At 66.7% G+C, this 23,736-nt stretch carries 23 protein-coding genes; 13 read left to right on the plus strand and 10 right to left on the minus strand.

What is annotated here, in order from left to right; all coding sequences use genetic code 11:
• The first annotated feature begins 28 nt into the window (after window positions 1-28).
• Window positions 29-2,557 carry an ATP-dependent Clp protease ATP-binding subunit gene (locus BLV49_RS11610; protein WP_245723629.1) on the plus strand — a complete coding sequence of 843 codons (2,529 nt, stop codon included), beginning with the start codon at window positions 29-31 and terminating at the stop codon, window positions 2,555-2,557.
• A gap of 59 nt (window positions 2,558-2,616) precedes the next feature.
• Here BLV49_RS11610 and BLV49_RS11615 read toward each other — a convergent pair whose 3' ends face one another.
• A complete protein-coding gene (locus tag BLV49_RS11615; RefSeq protein WP_434061456.1) occupies window positions 2,617-4,005 on the minus strand; it encodes an MFS transporter in 1,389 nt (462 codons plus the stop codon).
• Between the two features lie 160 nt (window positions 4,006-4,165).
• Here BLV49_RS11615 and BLV49_RS16925 point away from each other — a divergent pair, with 160 nt between their 5' ends.
• Complete coding sequence (locus tag BLV49_RS16925; RefSeq protein WP_176980830.1) at window positions 4,166-4,324, plus strand: hypothetical protein; 159 nt, start codon at window positions 4,166-4,168, stop codon at window positions 4,322-4,324.
• Window positions 4,325-4,351: 27 nt separating this feature from the next.
• Here the strand turns inward: BLV49_RS16925 and BLV49_RS17345 are convergent, their stop codons facing one another.
• The 3 genes from BLV49_RS17345 to BLV49_RS11625 are packed head-to-tail and all read right to left on the minus strand — an operon-like array spanning window position 4,352 to window position 6,702.
• The gene (locus BLV49_RS17345; RefSeq protein WP_281245331.1) at window positions 4,352-4,486 is read right to left on the minus strand and encodes a hypothetical protein; all 135 of its coding nucleotides are present in this window, start codon (window positions 4,484-4,486) and stop codon (window positions 4,352-4,354) included.
• Between the two features lie 51 nt (window positions 4,487-4,537).
• Window positions 4,538-5,689, minus strand: a complete 1,152-nt coding sequence (locus BLV49_RS11620; RefSeq protein WP_091184387.1) for an acyl-CoA dehydrogenase family protein — start codon at window positions 5,687-5,689, stop codon at window positions 4,538-4,540.
• Window positions 5,686-6,702 carry a DUF4349 domain-containing protein gene (locus BLV49_RS11625; protein WP_091184391.1) on the minus strand — a complete coding sequence of 339 codons (1,017 nt, stop codon included), beginning with the start codon at window positions 6,700-6,702 and terminating at the stop codon, window positions 5,686-5,688. The genes BLV49_RS11620 and BLV49_RS11625 overlap by 4 nt, the downstream gene beginning before the upstream one ends.
• A 232-nt stretch (window positions 6,703-6,934) precedes the next feature.
• Here BLV49_RS11625 and BLV49_RS11630 point away from each other — a divergent pair, with 232 nt between their 5' ends.
• The gene (locus BLV49_RS11630) at window positions 6,935-7,555 is read left to right on the plus strand and encodes an NADPH-dependent FMN reductase (protein ID WP_091184393.1); all 621 of its coding nucleotides are present in this window, start codon (window positions 6,935-6,937) and stop codon (window positions 7,553-7,555) included.
• On the opposite strand, the gene BLV49_RS11635 is transcribed toward BLV49_RS11630, so the two are convergent.
• A complete protein-coding gene (locus BLV49_RS11635; protein ID WP_091184396.1) occupies window positions 7,556-8,767 on the minus strand; it encodes an MFS transporter in 1,212 nt (403 codons plus the stop codon).
• A gap of 334 nt (window positions 8,768-9,101) precedes the next feature.
• Here BLV49_RS11635 and nrdH point away from each other — a divergent pair, with 334 nt between their 5' ends.
• The 4 genes from nrdH to nrdF all read left to right on the plus strand — a co-directional run bounded on the left by nrdH (window position 9,102) and on the right by nrdF (window position 12,945).
• Window positions 9,102-9,335, plus strand: coding sequence for a glutaredoxin-like protein NrdH (gene nrdH, locus BLV49_RS11640; protein ID WP_091184399.1), 234 nt, complete (start codon window positions 9,102-9,104; stop codon window positions 9,333-9,335).
• 70 nt (window positions 9,336-9,405) lie between these two features.
• Window positions 9,406-9,807: a class Ib ribonucleoside-diphosphate reductase assembly flavoprotein NrdI gene (gene nrdI / locus BLV49_RS11645; RefSeq protein ID WP_091184402.1), complete on the plus strand. Its 402-nt coding sequence runs from the start codon at window positions 9,406-9,408 to the stop codon at window positions 9,805-9,807.
• Window positions 9,804-11,930: a class 1b ribonucleoside-diphosphate reductase subunit alpha gene (gene nrdE, locus BLV49_RS11650; RefSeq protein ID WP_281245332.1), complete on the plus strand. Its 2,127-nt coding sequence runs from the start codon at window positions 9,804-9,806 to the stop codon at window positions 11,928-11,930. Before nrdI ends, nrdE begins: the two co-directional genes overlap by 4 nt.
• Before the next feature lie 34 nt (window positions 11,931-11,964).
• On the plus strand, window positions 11,965-12,945 hold the full coding sequence (gene nrdF, locus BLV49_RS11655; protein ID WP_091184410.1) for a class 1b ribonucleoside-diphosphate reductase subunit beta: 981 nt from the start codon (window positions 11,965-11,967) through the stop codon (window positions 12,943-12,945).
• Between the two features lie 133 nt (window positions 12,946-13,078).
• Here nrdF and BLV49_RS11660 read toward each other — a convergent pair whose 3' ends face one another.
• The 3 genes from BLV49_RS11660 to BLV49_RS17380 all read right to left on the minus strand — a co-directional run bounded on the left by BLV49_RS11660 (window position 13,079) and on the right by BLV49_RS17380 (window position 13,863).
• On the minus strand, window positions 13,079-13,309 hold the full coding sequence (locus BLV49_RS11660; protein ID WP_091184414.1) for a DUF1059 domain-containing protein: 231 nt from the start codon (window positions 13,307-13,309) through the stop codon (window positions 13,079-13,081).
• Between the two features lie 90 nt (window positions 13,310-13,399).
• Complete coding sequence (locus tag BLV49_RS11665; RefSeq protein ID WP_342706629.1) at window positions 13,400-13,708, minus strand: iron chaperone; 309 nt, start codon at window positions 13,706-13,708, stop codon at window positions 13,400-13,402.
• Entirely contained in the window at window positions 13,705-13,863 is a 159-nt protein-coding gene (locus BLV49_RS17380) for a hypothetical protein (RefSeq protein ID WP_342706630.1), read from the minus strand. The genes BLV49_RS11665 and BLV49_RS17380 overlap by 4 nt, the downstream gene beginning before the upstream one ends.
• A gap of 144 nt (window positions 13,864-14,007) precedes the next feature.
• Between BLV49_RS17380 and BLV49_RS11670 the strand changes: the two genes are divergently transcribed.
• The 6 genes from BLV49_RS11670 (at window position 14,008) to BLV49_RS11695 (ending at window position 19,028) form a co-directional block, all read left to right on the plus strand.
• Window positions 14,008-14,601, plus strand: coding sequence for a TetR/AcrR family transcriptional regulator (locus tag BLV49_RS11670; RefSeq protein ID WP_091184417.1), 594 nt, complete (start codon window positions 14,008-14,010; stop codon window positions 14,599-14,601).
• A gap of 19 nt (window positions 14,602-14,620) precedes the next feature.
• A complete protein-coding gene (locus BLV49_RS11675) occupies window positions 14,621-15,439 on the plus strand; it encodes a thioesterase family protein (protein WP_091184421.1) in 819 nt (272 codons plus the stop codon).
• A gap of 12 nt (window positions 15,440-15,451) precedes the next feature.
• Window positions 15,452-16,282, plus strand: a complete 831-nt coding sequence (locus BLV49_RS11680) for a sulfurtransferase (RefSeq protein WP_091184424.1) — start codon at window positions 15,452-15,454, stop codon at window positions 16,280-16,282.
• A 121-nt stretch (window positions 16,283-16,403) separates the two neighbouring features.
• Complete coding sequence (locus BLV49_RS11685; RefSeq protein WP_091184428.1) at window positions 16,404-17,279, plus strand: ABC transporter substrate-binding protein; 876 nt, start codon at window positions 16,404-16,406, stop codon at window positions 17,277-17,279.
• A gap of 10 nt (window positions 17,280-17,289) precedes the next feature.
• Complete coding sequence (locus BLV49_RS11690; RefSeq protein WP_091184430.1) at window positions 17,290-18,264, plus strand: amino acid ABC transporter permease; 975 nt, start codon at window positions 17,290-17,292, stop codon at window positions 18,262-18,264.
• Window positions 18,261-19,028, plus strand: a complete 768-nt coding sequence (locus tag BLV49_RS11695) for an amino acid ABC transporter ATP-binding protein (RefSeq protein ID WP_091184434.1) — start codon at window positions 18,261-18,263, stop codon at window positions 19,026-19,028. The genes BLV49_RS11690 and BLV49_RS11695 overlap by 4 nt, the downstream gene beginning before the upstream one ends.
• Window positions 19,029-19,034: 6 nt before the next feature.
• Here BLV49_RS11695 and BLV49_RS11700 read toward each other — a convergent pair whose 3' ends face one another.
• Together BLV49_RS11700 and hrpA are read right to left on the minus strand one after the other, a co-directional pair.
• Window positions 19,035-19,736: an ion transporter gene (locus tag BLV49_RS11700; protein ID WP_091184438.1), complete on the minus strand. Its 702-nt coding sequence runs from the start codon at window positions 19,734-19,736 to the stop codon at window positions 19,035-19,037.
• A gap of 60 nt (window positions 19,737-19,796) precedes the next feature.
• Window positions 19,797-23,645: an ATP-dependent RNA helicase HrpA gene (hrpA, locus tag BLV49_RS11705; RefSeq protein ID WP_091184442.1), complete on the minus strand. Its 3,849-nt coding sequence runs from the start codon at window positions 23,643-23,645 to the stop codon at window positions 19,797-19,799.
• Window positions 23,646-23,736: the final 91 nt, after the last annotated feature.

The raw sequence follows: 23,736 nt of genomic DNA on the forward strand, positions 1-23,736 counted from the left end.
GCACTCAAGTTTTACCTGGAGGTACATATTGCCAGCGTTCTTCGGCCCATCCGGATCGGATCCTCGTTCGTTCGACGAGTTCCTGGCCCGGTATCTACAGGGCCAGCGCCAGGCGCAAGCCGGGCGCCCCATTGACATCACGCGGCTGCTCAGCCGACGCACTCACGAGGTGCTGACCGAGGCCGCGCACTACGCCATGCAGCAGGGCCACCGCGATGTCGACGCCCTGCACATCCTGCACCTTCTCGCGGAGCAGCAGCCGAGCGCCGACGCGATCCGCGGCACCGGCGCCGAGCCCAAGGACGTCGCCGCGGCCGCCGAGAGCCGTCTGCCCCAGCCGGGCGAGGCCCTCGACGAGCAGACCGCGACCCTCACCGGATCCACGCAGCGACTGCTGCTCGACGCCTACCAGGTGGCACGCGGCTTCGGCTCGACGTACGTCGACCCCGAGCACGTGTTCCTCGCGATGGTGCTGAACCCCGAGTCGCCCGCTGGGCAAGTGCTGGCCTCCGCCGGCGTCACCCCGCAGGCTCTGCAGTCCGCCGCCCAGTCGGCGCAGCAGACCGCGCAGCCGCGCGAGGCGGCATCCGATTCGGGCACTCCCATGCTCGACACGTACGGTCTCGACCTCACCGCGCAGGCGCGTGACGGCAAGCTCGACCCCGTGATCGGGCGCGCGAGCGAGATCGAGCAGACCGTCGAGATCCTCTCGCGCCGCACGAAGAACAACCCGGTGCTCATCGGCGAGGCTGGCGTCGGCAAGACCGCCGTCGTCGAGGGACTCGCTCAGCGCATCGTCGCCGAGGAGGTGCCCGCACAGCTGCGCGGCAAGCGTGTCATCGAGCTCGACCTCGCCGCCATGCTCGGCGGAACCCGCTACCGCGGTGACTTCGAGGAGCGGCTCACGAAGACGATGGACGAGATCTCCGGCCATGCCGGCGAGATCATCGTGTTCATCGACGAGCTGCACACGGTCGTCGGCGCCGGCGGCGGGGGAGAGGGCGGAATGGATGCCGGGAACATCCTGAAGCCGCGCCTCGCCCGCGGCGAGCTGCACCTGATCGGCGCGACGACGCTCAAGGAGTTCCGTGCGATCGAGAAGGACGCGGCGCTCACCCGCCGCTTCCAGCCCGTCACGGTCGGGGAGCCGAGCGCTGAGGACGCCGTGCAGATCCTTGCGGGGCTCCGCGGCGCCTACGAAGAGCACCACGGCGTCCGCTACACGGACGAGGCGCTGCGCGCCGCCGTCGAGCTCTCCTCGCGCTACATCACCGACCGGTACCTGCCCGACAAGGCCATCGACCTCATCGACCAGGCCGGCGCCCGCAGCCGTCTGCGCGACGGTGTGAAGATCGACGTCGACGCCCTGCGCACCCGGCTCGGCGAGCTCGAGGCCGAGAAGGGCGAAGCGGTCGAGCGTGAGGACTACGAGCGCGCCTCCGAGCTGCGCGACGAGATCGATCAGACCGTGCGCAGCATCGACGAGGGCCGAAGCGCGAGCCAGCCGGAGATCGGCGAGGCCGAGATCGCGGACGTCGTGTCGCGGGCGACGGGCATCCCCGTGAGCCGCATCGGCACCGACGACCGGGAGCGCCTCGCGCGCCTCGAGTCCGAGCTGCACGAGCGCGTCATCGGCCAGGACGACCCCGTGAACGTCGTCGCGAAGGCCGTGCGCCGCAACCGCACGGGCATGGGCGACGCCAACCGACCGGTCGGCAGCTTCCTGTTCCTCGGCCCGACCGGTGTGGGCAAGACCGAGCTCGCGAAGGCCCTGGCCAGCTCCATGTTCGGCAGCGAGAAGGCCATGGTGCGCTTCGACATGAGCGAGTTCGGGGAACGCCATACGGTGTCGCGGCTCATCGGCGCCCCTCCCGGGTACGTCGGCTATGACGAGGCCGGCCAGCTCACCGAGCGCGTGCGGCGTCAGCCGTACTCGGTGATCCTGCTCGACGAGATCGAGAAGGCGCACCCCGACGTGTTCAACCTGCTCCTGCAGGTTCTCGACGACGGGCGCCTCACCGACGGGCAGGGCCGCACGGTCGACTTCCGCAACACGGTCATCATCATGACCTCGAACATCGGAAGCGAGTTCCTTGCGAGCCGCAGCGGCGCCATGGGCTTCGTCGCTCCCGGCACGGCGGACGGCTTCGGCTCCGACGACGAGGTGCGCACGCGCGTGATGAGCAAGCTGCGCGAGGCCATGCGTCCCGAGTTCCTCAACCGCATCGACGAGATCGTGCTGTTTCGCAAGCTCGAGAAGCAGCAGCTGCGCGACATCGTCCGCCTCCTGCTCGGCAGCACCGAGCAGCGGCTGCGCGCGCAGGAGATCGGCCTCGAGGTCGACGACGACGCGCTCGACTGGATCGCCGAGCACGGCTACGAGCCCGAGTATGGGGCGCGGCCGCTGCGTCGGCTCCTGCAGCGCCGGGTCGACGACCGCATCGCCGACCTCTTCGTCGAGGACGCGCTCACTCCGGGTGACAGCGTTCGCGTGAGCGTCTCAGACGGCGAACTCGTGATCGAGCCAGAGAGCGAGCGGATGCCGCACGCGGCCTGAGCCGCGGAAGACCGACAGGCCCGGCCGGGGTGACTCCCGGCCGGGCCTGTCGCGTCTGGCTAGGCGCGTGCCTCGGCATCCCCGTCCGGGATCGTCTGGATCTCCGTCGTGGGGATCTCCCTGCCGCGGATGGACGCGCCGGCGGTCTCCGGCACGAACGCGAGCGCGATCACGCCGACCGCGCAGGCGGCCATCATGTAGAACGCCGGAACGAGCAAGTTGCCGGTCGCGTCGATGAGCGCTTCGTTGACAGCCGGCGCGGTGCCGCCGAACAGCGCCGTCGACACGTTGTAGGTGATGGCGAACCCCGCGTAGCGCACGTGCGTGGGGAACATCGCCGGGAACGTGGCCGAGATCGTCGACAGCTGCAACACGTACAGGATGCCGAGCACGGCGAAGCCCACGAGGGCACCGACGAAGCCCGTGCCCATGAGCATGTACAACGGGATCGCGGCCACGAACAGGCCGATCATCGAGATCGCCCACATGGGCTTTCGTCCGATGTGGTCGGAGAGCTTTCCCGCGAACGGGATGATCGCCATCATGCACAGCTCGCCCACGATGATGAGGGCGAGCGAGCCGTCCGTCGTCAGCCCGATCTGCTTCTCGAGGTAGGTCGGCATGTAGCTCAGCAGCGTGTAGTTCGCCACGTTGAGCGCGACGACGAGGCCGGCCATGGTCACAAGCGGACGCCAGTACCGCGTCACGAGGTCGCGCAGGTCGCCCGTGGCGCTCTGCTCGGCCTCGTCGGCGTCCTCAAGCTCGCGGAACACGGGCGTGTCCTCCATGCGGCTGCGCAAGTACACGCCGATGATCCCCATGGGCGCGGCGATCAGGAAGGGAATGCGCCAACCCCACGCCATCATGGCGTCGTCGCCGAGCAGCAGGCTCAAGCCGAGAACGACAGCCGTGCCGAGCACGAAGCCGAACAGGGTCCCGAATTCGAGGAAGCTGCCGAAGAATCCGCGCTTCGAATCGGGCGAGTACTCCGCCATGAACGTCGCGGCGCCGCCGTATTCGCCGCCCGTCGAGAAGCCCTGTATGAGCCGCAGCACGATGAGGATCGTGGGAGCCCAGAAGCCGATCGTGTGAACCGACGGGATGAGGCCGATCAGTGTCGTCGAGCCCGCCATCATGATGATCGTCAGCGCGAGCACGGCCTTGCGGCCGAGCTTGTCGCCGAGCGGACCCCACACGAGACCGCCGAGCGGCCGGACGAGGAAGGAGATCGCGAACGTCGCGAGCGCCCACACGGTGCCGCCGGGGAAGAAGTTCGCTGTGATGTAGGTGACCGCGACGGCGTACACGCCGTAGTCGTACCACTCGGTGGCGTTTCCGATCGCGGAGGCGCTGATGGCGCGTCGGATGGTCTTGCGGCCCTCTGCCGTGTCGACTTTCGGGGCCCGGTATTCCGGTTCTGGAGCGTTGGCTTCCGGTGTCGTGTTCAAATCTCCTGCCCTCCGCAAGCGTGTGAGTCTGTCAGGTTCGATCCTCAATCCTTGTCCGTTCGGCTCCCGGTGTCACCGGGGGTGCGCGGCAGCGGGTTGTTCTGCTAAGCACCGGGCAGATCGGAGCGCGCGTCGCGCAGGCTATGGATAGACTGGGAACATGGCGTTCATCTTGTCGTTCCTGCTCTTCCTCGTCGGGCTGTACCTGTTCGGCGTCGCCTTCACGGCCACCGCGTTCCAGGCCGCCATCTTCTTCGCGGGAATCCTGCTGATCTGCCTCTCGTTCGGCATCCCGGCGCACGTCCTGTCCAAGCGCTGAGCATGACGCGCTCTGCCGACGGCGCGCCTATTCAGAGCTGAGCGGCGTTCCGCAGCGCCAGCACGCGGTCATGCCGTCCTCGAGGAAGGCGCCGCACTCCGCGCACACCCGATCAAGCCAGCACGCCGGATCTCCGCCTTCGCGCGGTTCGTCCTCTGCCACGTCGCCATGCTTGCACCGGCGGGCCGACCGGTCAAGTGAGCTGCAGAGCCCTCAGCGTTGGCCGATGGGGCCAAGCAGCGCGTTGGCGACCGCGCCGTGGGCGGACTCGGCATCCGAGGGATGGAAGATCCCGGCGAGTATGTCGCGATACAGGCGGCCCAACTCGCTGCGCGAGAAGTAGCTGCTTCCCCCGGCGACGCGGATCGCCTGGTCGACGACGTCGCGTGCCGTCTCGGTGGCGCGGATCTTCACGCTCGAGAGCTTCGGGAACCACAGCGCGCCGTGATCGCGATGCGCGTCGATGTCGTCAGCGAGGGCTTCGATCTGCACGGGGATCGCGTCGAGAGCGATCCACGCCTGGGCGATGCGCCAGCGGATCGCCGGGTCGTCGGAGAGCGGAGCGTCGTTCTGCTTGGAATGACGTGAGCGCGCAGCGTCCACGGCGAGCGTGAGGGCTCGTTCGGCGATGCCCGTGTAGACGCTGGCGAGGAGGAGCTCGAAGTTCGAGAAGATGCCGAAGATGAACGGGTCGGGGTTCGGCCCCGGATCCAGACGCCGGGCGACGGCCTCCGCCGGTGCATGGGCGCCCTCGAGGACTGTCGTGCGACTCTGGCTCGCTCGCATGCCGACCGTGTCCCAGTCGTCCTTGACGGTGAAGCCGCCGCCGTCGCGGCGGACGAAGCCGTAGACGATCTTCGGGGCGTCCGGCGACGCGGAGTCCAGTCCCATCGTGCCGAGCACCGACCAGGCGGGCGCGAGCGAGGTGAAGATCTTGGTGCCGAAGAAGCGGTAGCCGCCCGCTCCGTCCGGGCGCGCCTCGGAGTCGGAGCCGAAGAGCACGAGGTCGTTTCCCGCTTCGCTGATCCCGAAGGCGTAGACCTCGCCCGAGGCGGCGCCTTCGAGGACGAAATCGAGGGAGTGGTCGCCGCGGTCGTGCAGCTGACGTGCGACGCCCGTCCACACGAGGTGCATGTTCACGGCGAGGGCCGTCGAGGGGGCAGCGCCGGCGAGCCGGCGCTGTTCGCGGGACACGTCCGTGAGTGTGAGGCCGGCGCCGCCGAGCTCGAGGGGCACGAAGGCGCGGAGATACCCCGCGTCCACGAGTTCCCGCAGGTCCTCCTCGAAGAACGCGTTCTCCCTGTCGTAGTGCGCGGCGCGCGAGCGGATGCGCTCAAGGAGCGACTCGTCCAGGATTTTCCTCATCGCTTCTCGTCCTCTTCGTCGTCTTCGCTCTCCACTGCTTCGCTGGGTGATGCGTCCTCAGCGGTGCGTGAAGCGTCGGTGGGGACCGGCGCTTGTGTGGGCAGCGGGGGAGCGGGTGGAACGTAGCTCGCCCGACCCGTTCGCGGTCCTTCGGCCGGACCGTCGGGGACAAGGCGCGGTTCCCCGGTGCTCGACCGCGTTCCGCGGCGCTTCGCGAATCGCCGCAGATAGATCACGGCGAGGGCGATAGCGCCCGCGAGCACGAGCCACGGCAGGACGACGCCGAAGACGATGACGATTCCGCCGAGGAAGCTGCCGATCGAGCGCACCCCGAGGACGAGCGCCTCCCACAGGTTGCTGGGAGCAGCGGTGGGGACGGAATCGGGAGTCGAGATGCTCACGGTCACAGTGGCGAGATCGACGCGGCTGCTCAGGTCGTCTCGCTGGGCGACGAGGCTGTCCAGCTCGGCCTGGCGATCCGAGAGGGCCTTCTCGATCTCGATCAGGTCACTCGTGTCCGTCGCCGACTTCATGAGTTCGAGAAGCCGGTTCACCGACGTGCGCAAAGCGGTGATGCGCGCGTCGAGGTCGCGGGCTGAGTCTGTCACGTCCTCGTGCTGCAGCCGCGATGAGACGACTGAGGCCGACTCCTCGATCTTCTCGAGGGCCTCATCGAGCGAGTCGGACGGTATGCGGAGCGTCAGTTCCGCGGACGCCGATCCGCTGTCGAGGGCGGGGCTCTCCGAGCGGGAGTCGACTCTGCCGCCCGCGTCCTTTGCGACGGCGATGACCTCGTCCGCGGTATCAAGCGGCTTCGCTGAGACGAGGGTGAGGTTCGCCGTCGTGACGACCTCCCGTGCATCGTCCTGCGTGTTTCCGCCGGCGACCGGTGCTGAGCCCTCGGAAATGGAGGCATCCGAACCGCCGTTCGAGCCTGAGCTGCTGCAGGCGGCGAGCGAGAGACAGAGGGCGAGTGCCCCGGCCGCGGCGAAGAGTCGGTGTCGTCGGTGCATAGCCTCACCCTACGCGAGCAGCATCCGCTTCAATCTCTCGTTTTCGTCACGGTCGATCCCGTTCACGAGAACCTAAGAAACTCTCAGCTAATATGATGAATGCTCAGATAAATCCCCCTCTACTGGGGGCGGAATCTTATGGGACGGTGGGGCAGAATGAGAGCAGGTCAACGGAGTGTTGACTTACTCCCGAAGTACTCGACGCGGTACCCGCCCGCAGAGGACAGCCCCCATGTCAGAACGCCAGGATCTGACGCATGTGCCGAACATGCGTCTCATGCTCATCATAGGAAGCGTCCGGCCTGGGCGCTGTGGTCTTCCCGTCACACTGTGGGCATACGACATGCTCATGGACTGCCGGGGGGTCGACATTGACTTCGTCGACCTGATGGAGACCAACCTCCCGTTCATGAATGAGCCGAAGCCGCCCAAACTCAAGCAGTACGAGTACGCGCACACGCGAGAGTGGAGCGCGCGTGTCGAGGACGCCGATGCGTTCATCTTCGTCGCCCCCGCCTACAACGAGGGCTTTGCGCCCGCGTTGCGCAATGCGATGGACTACCTCGCCCTCGAATGGCAGAGCAAGCCGTTCGGGATCGTGAGCTATGGCCAAGGGGCGAGCGAGGGAGGAGCCCGGCTCAAGGAATCGGCGAGGTCGCTCGGGCTCGTGCCGGCCAGAACCACCGTCGCGATCCGCGATTCACGATCCCGAGTTCAGGACGGCGAGTTCTTCGCCGACGACGAACTCGTGCGATCGTGCTCGCGCATGATCGAGGACATCCGCCGATTGCACGCCGAACTGTCGCCCGCGCGATCGGCTGGCAGCAGGGTGGCAGAGCGCGTCAACGGCTGATCAGCCGGGGCCTTGCAGCTGCACGGGCTCCGTGTCCGGGATCGGCGACGCGTCACGACCGCGCAGGTCCGGCAGCCACGGTCGGGTGAGGGCTGGCAGCACGAAGCCCGCGAATGCGAACCCCGCGGCCACCCATAGGGCGCCCGCCGGGCCGTTGGTGTCAATGAGGAAGCCCGCAATGGCGGAGCCGATGGCGGCGCCGATGAGCTGACCGGTCCCGATCCAGCCGTACGCCTCGGCGGTGTCGCTGAACTTCACGCTTGACGAGACGATCGCGAAGAGCACCGCGAGGGCAGGAGCGATTCCCGCTCCTGCGAGGAAGAGCGTGACCGCGAGCCACCAGACTCCGAGCATCGCCGTCGCGGCGGCCATGCCGAATGCGACGAGGAACATGCGACGAGCGAGCGACCACGGCGAGATCGGCACATGTCCGAGCGCGAGGCCACCCACCAGGCTGCCGAGCGAGAAGATCGCAAGGACGACGCCCGCTTCGAGGCCTTCGTCGCCGAACGTCGCCACGACGCCGGCCTCGACGGCGGCGCAGGCCCCGACGAGGAGGAAGCCCGTCATCGTCGCGATCAGAACCGTCGGCTTCTTCAGGACGCTGCCGAGCTTTCTCCGGCTCGGCGGGATGCGCACCCGACCGACCTCGGGAGAGGCGATGAACCAGGCGCCGCCGCCGACCATCAGCGTCGCGGCGAGCAGGATCCCCCACATGGGGCCGATCTGAGTTGAGACGAAAGTCGTCACGACCGGACCGAGAACCCAGATGATCTCCTGCGCGGACGCGTCGAGGGAGAAGAGCGGCGTGAGCTGGGTCGAGTTCACGAGTTTGGGGTAGATGGTGCGCACGGCGGGCTGGATTGGCGGCGTGCTCAATCCGCAGAGGAGACCGAGCACCATATAGAAGGGCAGTGTCATCGGGACGAGGGCGATGCTCAGGACCGAGAGCGTGCAGATGGCGAGTGTGAGCGACAGGACGCGACGCATGCCCCACTTGCCCATCCAGCGGCTCGTGAGCGGACCGGCGACGGCTTGCCCGATGCTCGTCGCGGCGAGCATGAGTCCCGCGTCCGCATAACGACCCGTGCGGTTCTCGACGAAGATGAGGAAGGCGAGTGAGAGCATCCCGCCGGGGAAACGTGCGACCAGTTGGGCTGAGATCAGTCGGGCGACGCCCGGGATGCGCAGAAGGGCCGAATACGTGGTCACGACTCACCAGTGTAAGTGGCCGGGCGACACGCCGAGGACTCTCCACAATGTCGGTGGCTGCCATTATTTTTCGACCTGTGGAAAGAGTCGAAATCCGAACGGGAGAAAGGGCAGATATTCCGCCATTTAAGCGTTGTATCTGAAGAGGAAGTCGTCGTGGAGAACCGGTGGATAACTCAGCCGAATCGGTGGAAAGAGCAGTGGAAAACTACACGCTTGTAACTACTATCCCTTGGGGTCCTCCTCAAAGACGAGAACTATATGTAGTATTGGAAGCCCCGGCGGGGGAACGCCGGAAAAACCACGGATTTACCGAAGGAAAGGTCTGCAAATCATGACGATCACGGTCTACACGAAGCCTTCGTGCGTGCAGTGCACGGCGACCTATCGTGCGCTCGACAGCAAGGGCCTCGAGTATGAGATTCACGACCTCTCGGAGGACGAGGGTGCGCTCGAGCAGGTCAAGGCTCTCGGGTACCTCCAGGCTCCCGTCGTGATCGCTGACGATGAGCACTGGTCGGGCTTCCGTCCCGACAAGATCAACGAGCTCGCGGCGCGACTCGGCTGAACTCATGCCGGTGCCGCGCGTGACGGCACCGGGTCGTCACGCTACGTCGTTTCAGGGAGGTGACGCGATCATGGCGAAACTCATCTACTTCTCCAGCGTCTCCGAGAACACGCGACGATTCGTCGACAAGCTCGGAATGCCGGCGGAGCGGATTCCCCTCACGGCGAAAGACCCGGCCGTCTCCGTCACCGAGCCGTACGTGCTCGTGACGCCGACCTACGGCGGCGGCAACGGGAAGGGCGCAGTTCCGAAGCAGGTCATCCGGTTCCTCAACGACGAGCACAACCGGTCCCTGATCCGCGGCGTCATCGCGGCGGGGAACACCAACTTCGGACAGGCGTATTGCATCGCGGGCGACATCATCTCCGCGAAATGCAAGGTGCCGACCCTGTATCGATTCGAACTCTTCGGAACCCCGGACGACGTGAGCGTCGTTCAAGAAGGATTGGACACATTTTGGAAGCAACAGTGACAGAGGCGCCCGCGAGCCAGGCGCTCGACTACCACGCACTCAACGCGATGCTGAATCTCTACGGCCCGAACGGGGAGATCCAGTTCGACAAGGACCGTGAGGCGGCACGGGAGTTCTTCCTCCAGCACGTCAACCAGAACACGGTGTTCTTCCACTCCCTCAAGGAGCGGCTCGACTACCTCGTCGAGAAGCAGTACTACGAGAAGGCCGTGCTCGACCAGTACTCCTTCGAGTTCATCCAGAAGCTCAATGACCTCGCCTACTCGAAGAAGTTCCGCTTCCAGACCTTCCTCGGCGCGTTCAAGTACTACACGTCGTACACGCTCAAGACGTTCGACGGCAAGCGCTACCTCGAGCGCTTCGAAGACCGCGTCGTCATGACCGCCCTCGGCCTTGCCCAGGGCGATGAGAAGCTCGCGGTGGAGCTCGTCGAAGAGATCATCAGCGGCCGCTTCCAGCCCGCGACCCCGACGTTCCTCAACACGGGCAAGGCCCAGCGCGGCGAGCTCGTTTCCTGCTTCCTGCTGCGCATCGAAGACAACATGGAGTCGATCTCGCGCGGCATCAACTCCTCCCTGCAGCTCTCCAAGCGCGGCGGCGGTGTCGCACTTCTGCTCTCGAACATCCGCGAGTCCGGGGCGCCGATCAAGCAGATCGAGAACCAGTCCTCCGGCATCATCCCCGTGATGAAGCTCCTCGAGGACTCCTTCAGCTATGCGAACCAGCTCGGAGCGCGGCAGGGCGCCGGCGCCGTCTACCTCAACGCGCACCACCCCGACATCCTGCGCTTCCTCGACACCAAGCGTGAGAACGCGGACGAGAAGATCCGCATCAAGACGCTGTCGCTCGGCGTCGTGATCCCGGACATCACGTTCGATCTCGCGAAGAAGGGCGAGGACATGTATCTGTTCTCGCCGTACGACGTCGAGCGTGTCTACGGTGTGCCCTTCGGCGACATCTCCGTCACCGAGAAGTACCACGAAATGGTCGACGACTCGCGCATCAAGAAGACGAAGATCAACGCGCGCGAGTTCTTCCAGACGATCGCCGAGATTCAGTTCGAGTCGGGCTACCCGTACGTCGTGTTCGAGGACACGGTCAACCGCGAGAACCCGATCAAGGGCCGCATCAACATGTCGAACCTGTGCTCCGAGATCCTGCAGGTCAACACCCCGACGACGTACAACACCGACCTGTCGTACGACCAGATCGGCAAGGACATCTCCTGCAACCTCGGCTCGCTCAACATCGCGCTCACGATGGACTCGCCCGACTTCGGTCGCTCGATCGAGACCGCGATCCGCGGGCTCACGTCGGTGTCGGACCAGAGCCACATCAGCTCCGTGCGCTCCATCGAGGATGGAAACGACAAGTCGCACGCCATCGGTCTCGGCCAGATGAACCTGCACGGCTACCTCGCTCGCGAGCACGTGCACTACGGCAGCGAAGAGGGCATCGACTTCACCAACATCTACTTCTACTCGGTGCTGTTCCACGCTCTTCGCGCGTCCAACAAGATCGCCATCGAGCGCGGCCAGACGTTCGAGGGCTTCGAGGACTCGAAGTACGCGTCGGGGGAGTTCTTCGACAAGTACACCGAGCAGGTCTGGGAGCCGCAGACGGAGCGTGTGCGCGAGCTGTTCGCCAACGTGCACATTCCTACGCAGCAGGACTGGCTCGAGCTCAAGGCCTCGGTGCAGGAGCACGGGATCTACAACCAGAACCTGCAGGCCGTCCCGCCGACCGGATCGATCTCGTACATCAACAACTCGACCTCGTCGATCCACCCGATCGCGTCGAAGATCGAGATCCGCAAGGAAGGCAAGATCGGCCGCGTGTACTACCCGGCTCCGTTCATGACGAACGAGAACCTCGAGTACTACAAGGACGCCTACGAGATCGGCTACGAGAAGATCATCGACACGTATGCCGCCGCGACGCAGCACGTCGACCAGGGCCTGTCGCTGACGCTGTTCTTCAAGGACACCGCCACCACTCGCGACATCAACCGCGCCCAGATCTACGCATGGCGCAAGGGCATCAAGACGATCTACTACATCCGCCTGCGTCAGCTCGCGCTCGAGGGCACGGACGTGTCCGAGTGCGTCAGCTGCATGTTGTGAGTCTTCCTCAGTTTTCTGAAAGGTACATGTAACCGTGACACCCCCTGAGAAGTTGAAGCTGGTCGAACAGGTCCAGGCGATCAACTGGAACCGCATCGAGGACGAGAAGGACGTCGAGGTGTGGCACCGCCTCACCGGCAACTTCTGGCTGCCCGAGAAGGTTCCGCTCTCCAACGACGTGCAGTCGTGGAACACGCTCAACGCGGAAGAGCAGCAGCTCACCATGCGCGTGTTCACCGGCCTGACGCTTCTCGACACGATCCAGGGCACGGTCGGCGCGGTCTCGCTGATTCCCGACGCGGTCACCCCGCACGAGGAAGCCGTGTACACGAACATCGCGTTCATGGAGTCCGTGCACGCGAAGAGCTACTCGTCGATCTTCTCGACGCTGTGCTCGACGAAGGAGATCGACGAGGCGTTCCGCTGGTCCGTCGAGAACGAGAACCTGCAGCGCAAGGCGCACATCATCATGGAGTACTACCGCGGTGACGAGCCCCTCAAGCGCAAGGTCGCCTCGACGCTGCTCGAGTCGTTCCTGTTCTACTCAGGCTTCTACCTGCCCATGTACTGGTCGAGCCGCGCCAAGCTCACCAACACGGCCGACCTCATCCGCCTCATCATCCGCGACGAGGCCGTGCACGGCTACTACATCGGCTACAAGTACCAGAAGGGGCTCGAGAAGCTCGACGAGGCGAAGCGCCAGGACCTCAAGGACTACACCTTCAGCCTGCTGTACGAGCTCTACGACAACGAGGTGCAGTACACGCAGGACCTCTACGACGGCGTCGGCCTGACCGAGGACGTCAAGAAGTTCCTGCACTACAACGCCAACAAGGCCCTCATGAACCTCGGCTACGAGCCGATGTTCCCCAAGACGGTCACGGACGTGAACCCGGCGATCCTCTCCGCGCTCTCGCCCAACGCCGACGAGAACCACGACTTCTTCAGCGGGTCGGGCTCCTCCTACGTGATGGGCAAGGCCGAGGCGACCGAAGACGAGGACTGGGACTTCTAACCCTCCCGAAAGAGCTGAGGGAGGCCAAGTCCTGCAGGTATCTGCGGGGCTTGGCCTCCCTTGATGCTTCTTCTGCGCCTCCCGGCGTCGCTCCATGCACGCGCGCCGATGTGCTCGCTGGCCCGTTGGCGCATCACGAAAGGTCCGCGAAGGCTCGTTTCGCGTCGCGATACCAGCCCATCGCCTTCACCGGGTGACGCCAGCGCCCTTTCATCTCTTCATGCGCCGGTGCATGGGTCTCGTCACCCCCACGAGCCGCTTCCCGAAGATGCCGGTCCTGCGCTTTGATGACCTCATCGGCAGTCTCCCCGCTGAGCTCGAGGTCGCAAGGGCCGCCGAGCTGGCGGCACGTCATTGTCTTCATGTTCATCTCCTTTGAGTGATAGTGGAATTCGAGTCCGTCAGACCGGCAGGACGTGAAGCGTTCGGCGGTCGAGGGTTGCGTGACATGAGTTCACGTGAGCGGTGCTTCAGCGAGCGCGCGTCTCAAGAGTTCGCCGATTCGTGCTTCCGTCTCGGCCGTGGGCTCGGCGATCGCAAGGCTGGTTTCCCACATCGGGCCGCTATCGAATCGTGCGCGGTCGCTAAACCCTAAGGTCGCGTAGCGTGTCGTGAACTTTGCCGCGGGTTGAAAATGGCAGACGATCTTGCCGTCAAGCGCGTAGGCCGGCATGCCGTACCACAGTCTTGGCGTCAATTGCGGGGCGTCAGCCGCGATGACAGCGTGGACCTGCTCCGCGATCGCCCTGTCGGAATCGCTCATTTGGCGATCTTTGCGAGAAGCGCGCGCTCCGCCTCCGCTGCCCTTTCTGCTGCCGCGACCTGTTTCCCGGCTTGCTTGAGTTCATCGGCTCTGGCTCTTATCGCCGCCCGCTCTTCCGGCGTGAATGTCTCTCGTGCGATGGCTTTGGTGCTCATCGGTGCTGCTGCCCTTCTCTCCGTCCGGACTGATGGTTTCGCTCGCCCGGTTCTATTATCGACACGGTACGTGTCGATAGCGACAAGGTGGCAGAGTATGATCTGATTGTCAATGGCACGGTCCGTGCCGCTAACATCGGAGCCATGGCGAATTCCTCCGCGCCGCGCCGTCGGGGTGCCGAGCGCACGAACCACCTGCTTGCCGTCACGCTGGAGCTCGCGGCGGAGGTGGGTTACCGAGGGCTCAGCATCGAGGCCATCGCGGAACGAGCAGGCGTGGGGAAGCACACCATCTACCGACGGTGGCGCTCCATCGCCGAGCTGTTACTCGATGCGCTCAGCGTCGTGTGGGTCACGGAGCTCGATTACCACGCGTCGGGCGAGATCCGTGAGGACCTGCGAGAGCAGTTTCTACGCTCGAGCCGCGCGCTCTCCACAGCACCGATCGGGCCGGTCTACCGAGCGGTCATCGCGCAGGCCCAGGCTGATCCCGCGCTCAGGGTTGAGCTCCACAACCGCTTCCTGGCGACCGTCGAACGCAGAACCTATGACCGGATCCTTCAGGCCCAACAAGAAGGACAGCTCGTAGCTGAGGCGAACCTTGAATACGCGGCCGAGGTGCTCTGCGGTGCGCTCTACTACCGTTGGCTTCTAAGTACCCGGCCGGTCGACAAGCATGCGATCGATGGTCTCTTGGGTATGTTCTTCGCCGCATACGCCTCGCCTCCTGTGGAATAGCGCGAGCCGTTCTCGCTGCATGCTCGCGGCACCCGAGCGTGTCGAGCGATTGGCTACAGTGGCAAGGGTGACAGAGCCGTACTACCGCGACCTCGGTGACGGTCGCTTCGCCTCGACCGTCCACGCGCAGGGCGCCTGGAACGCGCACGAGCAGCACATGGCGCCCGCCTCGGGACTACTCACGCACGTGATCGATCGCGAATTCGGCCGTGAGGGATTGCGCATCGCCCGGCTGAGCTTCGAGATCTACGGGATCATCCACGCCGGCGAGTTCGAAGTGCGCACGCAGGTGCTGCGGCCCGGCCGCACGATCGAGCTCGTGCAAGCGGACATGATCTGCCAAGGCCGCACCGCGATCTCCGCGCGCGCATGGCTGCTCGCGACCTCGGACACGCGAGACTTGGCGGCGGTCGAAGACGAGGCGATGCCCGGCGTCGAGGAGTCGACCGCGTGGGACGGCATGTCGCCGTGGCCGGGCGGCTTCATCGACTCGATCGAGTTCCGCACGATCGCGGGATCGCGACCGGGCGCCCGCCGCAGCTGGCTGCGCTCGCGGCATCCGCTCGTCGACTCGGGCGACGTCTCGCCGCTCGCCCACCTCGTGCGCCTTGTCGACTCGACGAACGGGCTGTCGGCCCGCGTCGGCCCCGACGAGCTGCTGTTCCCGAACGTCGACCTGCAGATCCACGTGTACCGGCTGCCGACCGGCGACTGGCTCGGCATCGACGGGCACCAGAGCTACGGGCCCGACGGTGTCGGGCTCACCACGACAGTGCTCAACGACGAAGGCGGTCCGTTCGGGCGCGCCGAGCAGATCCTGACCCTTCGCCGCCGCTGAGAGGAGACACCCATGATGCGAGACCTGATCAGCCCAGCCGAGCTAGCGGAGCTGCTAGGGGAAGGCCGCCCCGTGCGAGTGCTCGATGTCCGCTGGACCCTGCAGAAGCCCGACGGGCGCGACGACTACGTGGCGGGACACATTCCCGGAGCGGTGTACGTCGATCTCGACGAAGATCTCGCCGCCCACGGCCGGCCCGCGACGGAGGGCCGGCACCCGCTGCCTGGCCTCGACGACCTGCAGCGCACCGTGCGGCGCCTCGGCATCAACGACGGTGACACTGTCGTCGCATACGACGGCTGGAACGCCATGGGAGCCGCCCGCGCCTGGTGGGTGCTCGGCTGGGCCGGAATCGGCGACGTGAAGGTGCTCAACGGCGGCATCGACGCGTGGACCGCGGCGGGCAAACCGCTCGAGCGCGGCGAAGTCCGCCCGGAGCCGGGAACCGCGACGCTGAGCCCCGGCAGCCGGCCGAGCCTCGACATCGACGCCGCAGCCGAACTCGCCGCTCGCGGTCGGCTCGTAGACTCGCGCGCTCCCGAGCGGTTCCGGGGTGACGTCGAGCCGATGGATCCGAAACCGGGACACATTCCAGGAGCCGTGAACGTGCCGTCCTCCCGATACCTCGACGAGGCCGGGCGCATCCTCCCCGCCGAACGCGTGCGCGAGCTGTTCGCCGAGCTCGCCGCCGACGGCGACCTCGGCGTGTACTGCGGCTCCGGCGTGACCGCCGCCAACACGGCGCTCGCCCTGCACGAGGCGGGCATCGCGGCATCCCTGTATCCGGGGTCCTGGAGCCAGTGGTCCAACCTCCCCGACCGGCCGGTCGCGCTCGGCGATTGAGCATGCGCCGACGCGACCCTCGGAAGGGCGTGGCCGAAATGCGACGCGACGGTCGCCGCTGACGCTACTCTTGATTGCGTCGACACTGAGGTCGACCTGACGCAATGGAAGGCAGTCCGCCGTGGCCAAGAGATTCCTGGTTCCCCTCGTGCTCATCGCCGCTTCGTCCCTCGTGCTCACGGGGTGCGTGAACAACGAAGACGGTGGGGGAGAACCCACGACGAAGGCGTCCGTGTCGGCCGATGAATCGCTCGCCGACATGGTGCCCGCTGACATCGCGAAGGCCGGCGTGCTGACCATCGGCGTCGACGCGAGCTATGCTCCCAACGAGTTCGAGGGCGACGACGGGTCGGTGACAGGCTGGGACGCCGAGCTGGCCGAGGCCGTCGCCGGGAAGCTCGATCTCAAGGTCGAGTGGCAGAAGCTGCTGTTCGACGCGATTCTGCCGAAGGTCGCGGGAGGGACGCTCGATCTCGGCTGGTCGAGCTTCACCGACAACAAGGAGCGCCAGGCGCAGGTCGACTTCGTCGACTACTACAACGCGGGACTGCAGTTCGCGAAGAGCCCGGACGCTCCCGATCTCACCGACTTCTGCGGCGTCACGATCGCGCTTCAGGCGTCGACGACGTCCGAGCAGTTCCTGCAGGCGGAGAGCGACAAGTGCGTCGCCGACGGCAAGAAGCGCGTCGACATGCTGAAGTCGGACGGACAGGACGAGGCGACGAACAACGCCGTGCTCGGCCGCGCCGACTACATGCTCGGCGACTCGCCCATCACGCAGTACGCCGTCGCACAGTCCGACGGCAAGCTCGAACTCGGCGGCGACATCTTCGACGCCGCCCCGTACGGCGTGATCGTGCAGAAGGACAGTGACCTCATCAAGGCGATCCAGGCCGCGATGCAAGAGCTCATGGATGACGGCACGTACGCGAAGATCCTGAAGAAGTGGGGCGTCGACGCGGGCGCGGTCACCGAGGCGACGATCAACGCCGGCTGAGCGAGCGATCATGAGCGATACAGCGCCGGCAGCAGGCTCGTCGACCGAGCCGATCAAGGCCGTCAAGCTCAAGCATCCGATCCGCACGACGTTCGCCGTGCTCATCGTGCTCGTGCTCGCCCTGTTCATCTGGGATGCCGCGACGCGTGACGCGTACCAGTGGGACATGGTCGGCAAGTACCTCTTCGATCGCCGCATCAGCCAGGCGGCGCTGTACACGCTCGCGCTCACCGTGCTGTCCATGGCGCTCGCGATCGTGATGGGGCTCATCCTCGCTGTCATGCGGTTGAGCGACAATCCCGTGCTCCGCGCGGTGTCGTGGGCATACCTGTGGCTCTTCCGCGGCACCCCTGTGTACGTTCAGCTGGTCTTCTGGGGACTGCTCAGCACCATCTACCACTCGGTGACGATCGGCATCCCGTTCACCGACGTCACGCTCGCGACCTTCGCCCCGTTCGCGGCCATGGACCTGTTCTGGATCGCGGTTCTCGGGCTCGCGTTCAACGAGGCCGCGTACATGGCGGAGATCGTGCGCAGCGGCATCCTGAGCGTGCACAAAGGCCAGGACGAGGCGGCGCGCGCGCTCGGCATGAGCTGGCGGCAGACCATGCTGCGCATCGTGATTCCGCAGTCGATGCGCGTGATCATCCCGCCGACGGGCAACGAGATCATCTCCATGCTCAAGACCACGTCGCTCGTCACCGCTGCGGGGTTCTCGCTCGAGCTGTACGCGCGCACGCGCGCGATCTCCGCGCAGATCTACGCGACGGTCCCGCTGCTCATCGTCGCGAGCATCTGGTACCTCGTCGTCACGAGCATCCTCATGATCGGGCAGTACTACCTCGAGCGCTACTACGGGCGAGGGGTCGCGCCCCAGCGCGACGCCGATATCGACGTGCCGCCCGACGACGAAGCGGCGCAGGACGGCGAATCGCCGGCTGCCGACACTCCGCCCGCTGAGATTCCCCGAGGAGAACACCGATGAGCGACACTCCCATGGTGAGCGCCGAGCACATCGTCAAGCGCTTCGGCTCGCACACCGTGCTCAAGGACATCTCGATGACGGTCCGCCGCGGCGAGGTCGCGTGCCTCATCGGCCCGAGCGGCTCGGGCAAGTCGACCTTCTTGCGCTGCATCAACCACTTGGAGTCGATAAACGGCGGCCGCATGTGGGTCGACGGCAGCCTCATCGGCTATCGGCAGCGCGGCGACAAGCTGTACGAATTGTCGCCGACGGATGCCGCGAAGCAGCGCGCCGGCATCGGCATGGTGTTCCAGTCCTTCAACCTCTTCCCTCACATGACAGTGCTCGAGAACGTCATCGAGGCGCCCACGCGGGTCAAGCGTGTGAAGAAGGCGGCCGCCGTGAGCCGGGCGATGGAGCTTCTCGACCGCGTGGGACTCGCGCACAAGGCGAAGGCGTTCCCGTCGCACCTCTCGGGCGGGCAGCAGCAGCGGGTCGCGATAGCGCGGGCTCTCGCGATGGATCCGAAGCTCATGCTGTTCGACGAGCCGACTTCCGCGCTCGACCCCGAGCTCGTGGGGGAAGTGCTCGAGGTGATGAAGGGCCTCGCCCAGTCGGGCATGACCATGATCGTCGTCACCCATGAGATGGGCTTCGCCCGCGAAGTGGGCGACGCGCTCTACTTCATGGACGCCGGCGTCGTCGTCGAGAGCGGCGAGCCGCGAGCCGTGCTCGCCGACCCGCAGCACGAACGCACCCGCGCGTTCCTCTCGCGCGTGCTCTGACAGCGATCAGTCTTCGGGAGCTGCCGCCGCCTCGGGCTGCGGCCGCAGGAAGTAGGCGCCGAGCGACCCGGCGAGCGTCGCGAAGACGACGACCGAGTACACGGCGAGTGCGACCTCGAGGAACCGCGCCAGCGGTGTCGACGTCTCGATCCCGCCGCCCGTGATCGTCGCGAGCGCCGCCTGGTGCAAGGCGGCGCCGTACGTCTCGTACGAGCCGCCGAGGTAGAGCAGCTGGCTGGCCACGAGCACGACGACGGTCGTCACGGCCACGAGCCACGCGATGCGGCCAGTCAGCAGCCGCCCGGCCGAGCGGGTGCCGCGCACGCCGGCGGAGATGACGCTGCCGAACCGGGCGAACCGCGACAGTCGCACGAACCGCAGCGCCTGCAGCGCCCGGAAGAACCGCAGGAACGGCACGAGCAGGAAGATGATCTGCCACCAGTTCTTCTTCCAGAACGCCCGGTGAAAACCCGCGACGTACGCGCGAAGCAGGAACTCGCCGACGAAGACCGCCCAGAACAGCCAACTCAGCACGCCGAGGATCGTGACGAGCAGCGGGTCCGTGGCGAGCAGCTGGCCGAGCACGACGAAGACGAAGACGACGCCGAGAACGCCCATCGGCCGGTCGAGTCGCCGCGCGAGAGCCTCGGCGTCGTGCAGCCTCGCCGCGTCGCGCGCGTCGTGCTGCTGCGGTTCCTGTGCCGTCATCCGGATCCTCCCGCGCTGTTGCGGTCCTCTGTTCCCGACGTTATCAATCCGGCCCGCCGATCAGCCTGCGAGCACCTTCTGAATGCGCTGCGGCGACACCGACTGCGCCGTGCCGAGCTGCTGGGCGAACAGGCTGATGCGCAGCTCCTCGATCATCCAGCGCGCCGTCACGAGCGACTCCGCCGCGAACGGTGCGAGGGGGATCGTGCCGCCGGCCTGCTCGAAGCGCTGCGTCAGCGCCTGAACTTCCGTCATCCACACCCGATCGCGGTTGGGGTTGTCGGGCAGCTTCTCCGCGCGATGCCGGATGCCGGCGAGGTAGCGCGGCACGTGCGCCAGGTGCTCGCGGCCGGTGCGCGCGACGAAGCCGTCGAACACGAGCCCGTCGAGCTGCTGCTTCGCGTCCGTGAGGGCGGGGATGAGCGTCATGCTGCTCGCCCGCTTCAGCGCCTTCTCCGCCTCACGGGCGGCGGTGAGGATCCGCGCGGTCAGCGAGACCACCTCGAACATGGCATCCATAACCGACGACGACACGCGGTCCCTGATCGACTCGTACTGTTCGCGCGTGAACACCATGCCACCGGGCGCGGCGCGCCACAGCACGTCATCGACGCACGCCGCGAGGCAGTCGTCGAACAGCGCTTGCGTCGAGCGGTACGGGCTCGCCGCGAGCGTGAGCTTCTCGGCCGCCGTGAGGTGCTGCTGCACGTACGACGACGGGTTCGCCGTCGCGAGAAGAAGCAGTCGACGGATGCCGCCGGGCATCGCCCGCCGCTGATCCGCCTCTGTGGCCATGATGCGCACCGACACGCTCTGCCCGTCATCGACGAGCGCGGGGTAGCCGCGGATCACGCCGGCGGTCTGCCGCGTGTCGACGTAGCGAGGCAGCTCGTCGAAGTCCCACGTCGTGAGGCCGGTGCGCTCGAGCTTGCTCGGGCGCTTCTCCGCCGCCTTCGCGACGCTCGCGCGCGTGCGCTGGGCGAGGCGGGACTGCAGCTGGCGCAGGTCCTTCGAGCTCGCCACGTGCTTTCCGCGCTCGTCGACGACGCGGAACGTCATGGCGAGGTGCGCGGGGATGCGCTCGAGGTCGAAGTCGTCCGCCTCGATGGGCATGTAGGCGAGGCGCTTGACGGCGATGGCGAGGGCGGCGGCGAGGGAGTCGGCATCCGTCGATTCGGGCTGCGGCGGCTCTGAGGGAAGCTCGGCCAGGAGCTTCGTCGCCCAGTCCGCCGCCGGCACGATGTTGCGGCGCAGCGCCTTCGGAAGGGACTTGATCATCGCCGTCACGAGCTCATGCCGCAGGCCGGGCACCTGCCAGTCGAAGCCCGCGGGCGACAGCCGAGGCAGCAGCGCGAGCGGCACCGTCACGGTGACGCCGTCGTCGGGCGCTCCGGGGGAGAAGCGGTAGTTCAAGCGCAGCCGCTGGTCGCCCTGCTGCCACGTCTTCGGGAAGGCGTGCTCGTCGGCGTCGGGCGCGTCGGAGGGCAGCAGGTCTTCCGCGCGCATGTTCAGCAGGTCAGGCGTCTCGGCGCGGGCGCGCCGCCACCAGCCCTCGAACGAGCGCGTGGAGACGACGTCGTCGGGGATCCGCGCGTCGTAGAACTCGAACACGGCCTCGTCGTCGAACAGGATGTCCCGGCGGCGCGTGCGCTCCTCGAGCTCGGTGAGCTCGCGGCGTAGCTGGCGGTTGTGCCGGTCGAAGGCCTGCGGGGAGTCCCACTCGCCCTCGACGAGCGCGTGCCGGATGAACAGCTCGCGGGCGAGCGCCGGGTCGACGCGGGCGTACTGCATCCGCCGACGCGGCACGATCGGCACACCGTAGAGAGTGACCTTCTCGAAGGCGACGACGGCGCCCTGCTTCTTCTCCCAGTGCGGCTCGGAATAGCTGCGCTTGCACAGGTCGCCGGCGATCTGCTCGGCCCAGGCCGGGTCGATCGACGCGTTCGTCCGCGCGAACAAGCGGCTCGTCTCGACGAGCTCGGCGGCCATGATCGCGTTGGGCTGCTTCTTCGCGAGCGCGGAGCCCGGGAAGATGACGAACCGGGTGCCGCGCGCGCCGATGTAGTCGCCCTTCTTGGCCGGTCCCTTTCCCTTGCCTTTGTTCGCCGTGCTCGCGGCGGCCGCAGCGGCATCCTTGAGGCCGATGTGGCTGAGCAGCCCGGCGAGAAGCGAGCGGTGGATGCCGTCGGGATTCACCGCGGCGTCGCCGATCGTGAGCCCGAGCGGCTTCGCCAGACGCTTCAGCTGCCGATTCACGTCCTGCCACTCGCGCACCCGCAAGTACGACAGGAACTCCCGCTTGCACATGCGGCGGAACGCGCTCGAGGAGAGCTCGCGCTGCTGCGTCTCGAGGTGATTCCACAGGTTCAGCAGGCTGAGGAAGTCGCTCGTGGAGTCGGTGAAGCGCGCGTGCGCCTCGTCGGCCTGCTGCCGCTTCTCGAGCGGGCGCTCGCGCGGGTCCTGGATCGTGAGGGCCGCGACGATCGCCATGACCTCGCGCGCGGTGTTCCAGCGCTTGGACTCGACGACCATGCGCGCGAAGCGCGGGTCGATCGGCAGCCGGGCGAGGTCCCGCCCGACCTTCGTGAGCCGCAGTCCTTTCCCGGTGTCGGGGGAGAGCGCGCCGAGCTCGGTGAGCAGGTCGACGCCGTCCTTGATGCCGCGGGAGTCCGGCGGCTGCAGGAACGGGAACGCCTGCACGTCGCCGAGGCCGAGGGAGGCCATCTGCAGGATCACGGCGGCGAGGTTCGTGCGCAGGATCTCCGGCTCGGTGAACTCCGGGCGGCGCTCGAAGTCCTCTTCCGAGTACAGCCGGATCGCGATGCCAGGGCTCGTGCGGCCCGACCGGCCCGAGCGCTGGTTCGCGGAGGCCTGCGAGATCGCCTCGATCGGCAGCCGCTGCACCTTCGAGCGCACGCTGTACCGCGAGATGCGGGCTGCGCCGGCGTCGATCACATAGCGGATGCCGGGAACCGTGAGGCTGGTCTCGGCCACGTTCGTCGCGAGAACCACCCGCCGTCTCACGCCGGCGATCTGCGACGGCTGGAACACCTTGTGCTGGTCGGCCGAGCTCAGCCGCCCGTACAGCGGGAGGATCTCGGTCGCCCCGCCGCGGTCGTTCGCGTACCGCGCGCGCAGCGCGTCAGCGGCATCCCGAATCTCCGTCTCGCCGCTGAGGAACACGAGAACGTCGCCCATCGACTCGCGCGCGAGCTCGTCGAGGCCCTCGATGATGCCGTCGATGTAGGTGCGGTCGTCGACGTTCGCGCTCTCGTCGTCGTTCGCGCTCTCGTCGTCGTCCTCGTCGTCCTCGGTCTCCTCGGCGACGAGCGGGCGATAGCGGATCTCGACCGGATAGGTGCGCCCCGAGACCTCGATGATGGGCGCGCCGCCGAAGTGCCGCGAGAAGCTCTCGGGGTCGATCGTGGCCGACGTGATGATGACCTTGAGGTCCGGCCGCTTCGGCAGCAGCTGCTTGAGGTAGCCGAGCAGGAAGTCGATGTTGAGGCTGCGCTCGTGCGCCTCATCGATGATGATCGTGTCGTAGGCGCGCAGCATCCGATCGCGATGGATCTCATTCAGCAGGATGCCGTCGGTCATGAGCTTGATGCGGGTGTCGGGCGAGGCCTTGTCGGTGAAGCGCACCTGGTAGCCGACGAGACCACCGAGCTCGGTGCCGAGCTCCTCGGCGATGCGCTCCGCGATCGTGCGAGCGGCGAGCCGGCGCGGCTGCGTGTGGCCGATCGACGTGCGGCCGAGGTCGAGGCAGATCTTCGGCAGCTGCGTCGTCTTCCCCGAGCCGGTCGCGCCGGCGACGATCACGACCTGGTGGTCGCGGATCGCGGCGGCGATATCGTCGCGCTTCTGGCTGACCGGCAGCTCCGGCGGGTACGAGACGGCGAAAGACATAGCGTTCCATCCTAGCCGCGCGGCCGGCGGGGCGGCGCTAAGCTCGATGGGGTGCGCTCGACGCGCACGCGCCGATCGCGATGGAGGACAC

Source organism: Paramicrobacterium humi (assembly GCF_900105715.1).
Lineage (GTDB): Bacteria > Actinomycetota > Actinomycetes > Actinomycetales > Microbacteriaceae > Paramicrobacterium > Paramicrobacterium humi.

What these genes read in the sequence shown, in the direction of transcription:
- BLV49_RS11625 (WP_091184391.1), bottom strand. Translation starts at nt 6,702, where the DNA reads ATGCACCGACGACACCGACTCTTCGCCGCGGCCGGGGCACTCGCCCTC.
- BLV49_RS11675 (WP_091184421.1), top strand. Translation starts at nt 14,621, where the DNA reads ATGCTCGCGGCACCCGAGCGTGTCGAGCGATTGGCTACAGTGGCAAGG.
- BLV49_RS11690 (WP_091184430.1), top strand. Translation starts at nt 17,290, where the DNA reads ATGAGCGATACAGCGCCGGCAGCAGGCTCGTCGACCGAGCCGATCAAG.
- BLV49_RS11695 (WP_091184434.1), top strand. Translation starts at nt 18,261, where the DNA reads ATGAGCGACACTCCCATGGTGAGCGCCGAGCACATCGTCAAGCGCTTC.
- BLV49_RS11620 (WP_091184387.1), bottom strand. Translation starts at nt 5,689, where the DNA reads ATGAGGAAAATCCTGGACGAGTCGCTCCTTGAGCGCATCCGCTCGCGC.
- BLV49_RS11665 (WP_342706629.1), bottom strand. Translation starts at nt 13,708, where the DNA reads ATGAGCGATTCCGACAGGGCGATCGCGGAGCAGGTCCACGCTGTCATC.
- nrdI (WP_091184402.1), top strand. Translation starts at nt 9,406, where the DNA reads ATGGCGAAACTCATCTACTTCTCCAGCGTCTCCGAGAACACGCGACGA.
- BLV49_RS11680 (WP_091184424.1), top strand. Translation starts at nt 15,452, where the DNA reads ATGATGCGAGACCTGATCAGCCCAGCCGAGCTAGCGGAGCTGCTAGGG.
- BLV49_RS17380 (WP_342706630.1), bottom strand. Translation starts at nt 13,863, where the DNA reads ATGAGCACCAAAGCCATCGCACGAGAGACATTCACGCCGGAAGAGCGG.
- BLV49_RS16925 (WP_176980830.1), top strand. Translation starts at nt 4,166, where the DNA reads ATGGCGTTCATCTTGTCGTTCCTGCTCTTCCTCGTCGGGCTGTACCTG.
- BLV49_RS11700 (WP_091184438.1), bottom strand. Translation starts at nt 19,736, where the DNA reads ATGACGGCACAGGAACCGCAGCAGCACGACGCGCGCGACGCGGCGAGG.
- BLV49_RS11670 (WP_091184417.1), top strand. Translation starts at nt 14,008, where the DNA reads ATGGCGAATTCCTCCGCGCCGCGCCGTCGGGGTGCCGAGCGCACGAAC.
- hrpA (WP_091184442.1), bottom strand. Translation starts at nt 23,645, where the DNA reads ATGTCTTTCGCCGTCTCGTACCCGCCGGAGCTGCCGGTCAGCCAGAAG.
- nrdH (WP_091184399.1), top strand. Translation starts at nt 9,102, where the DNA reads ATGACGATCACGGTCTACACGAAGCCTTCGTGCGTGCAGTGCACGGCG.
- BLV49_RS11630 (WP_091184393.1), top strand. Translation starts at nt 6,935, where the DNA reads ATGTCAGAACGCCAGGATCTGACGCATGTGCCGAACATGCGTCTCATG.
- BLV49_RS11660 (WP_091184414.1), bottom strand. Translation starts at nt 13,309, where the DNA reads ATGAAGACAATGACGTGCCGCCAGCTCGGCGGCCCTTGCGACCTCGAG.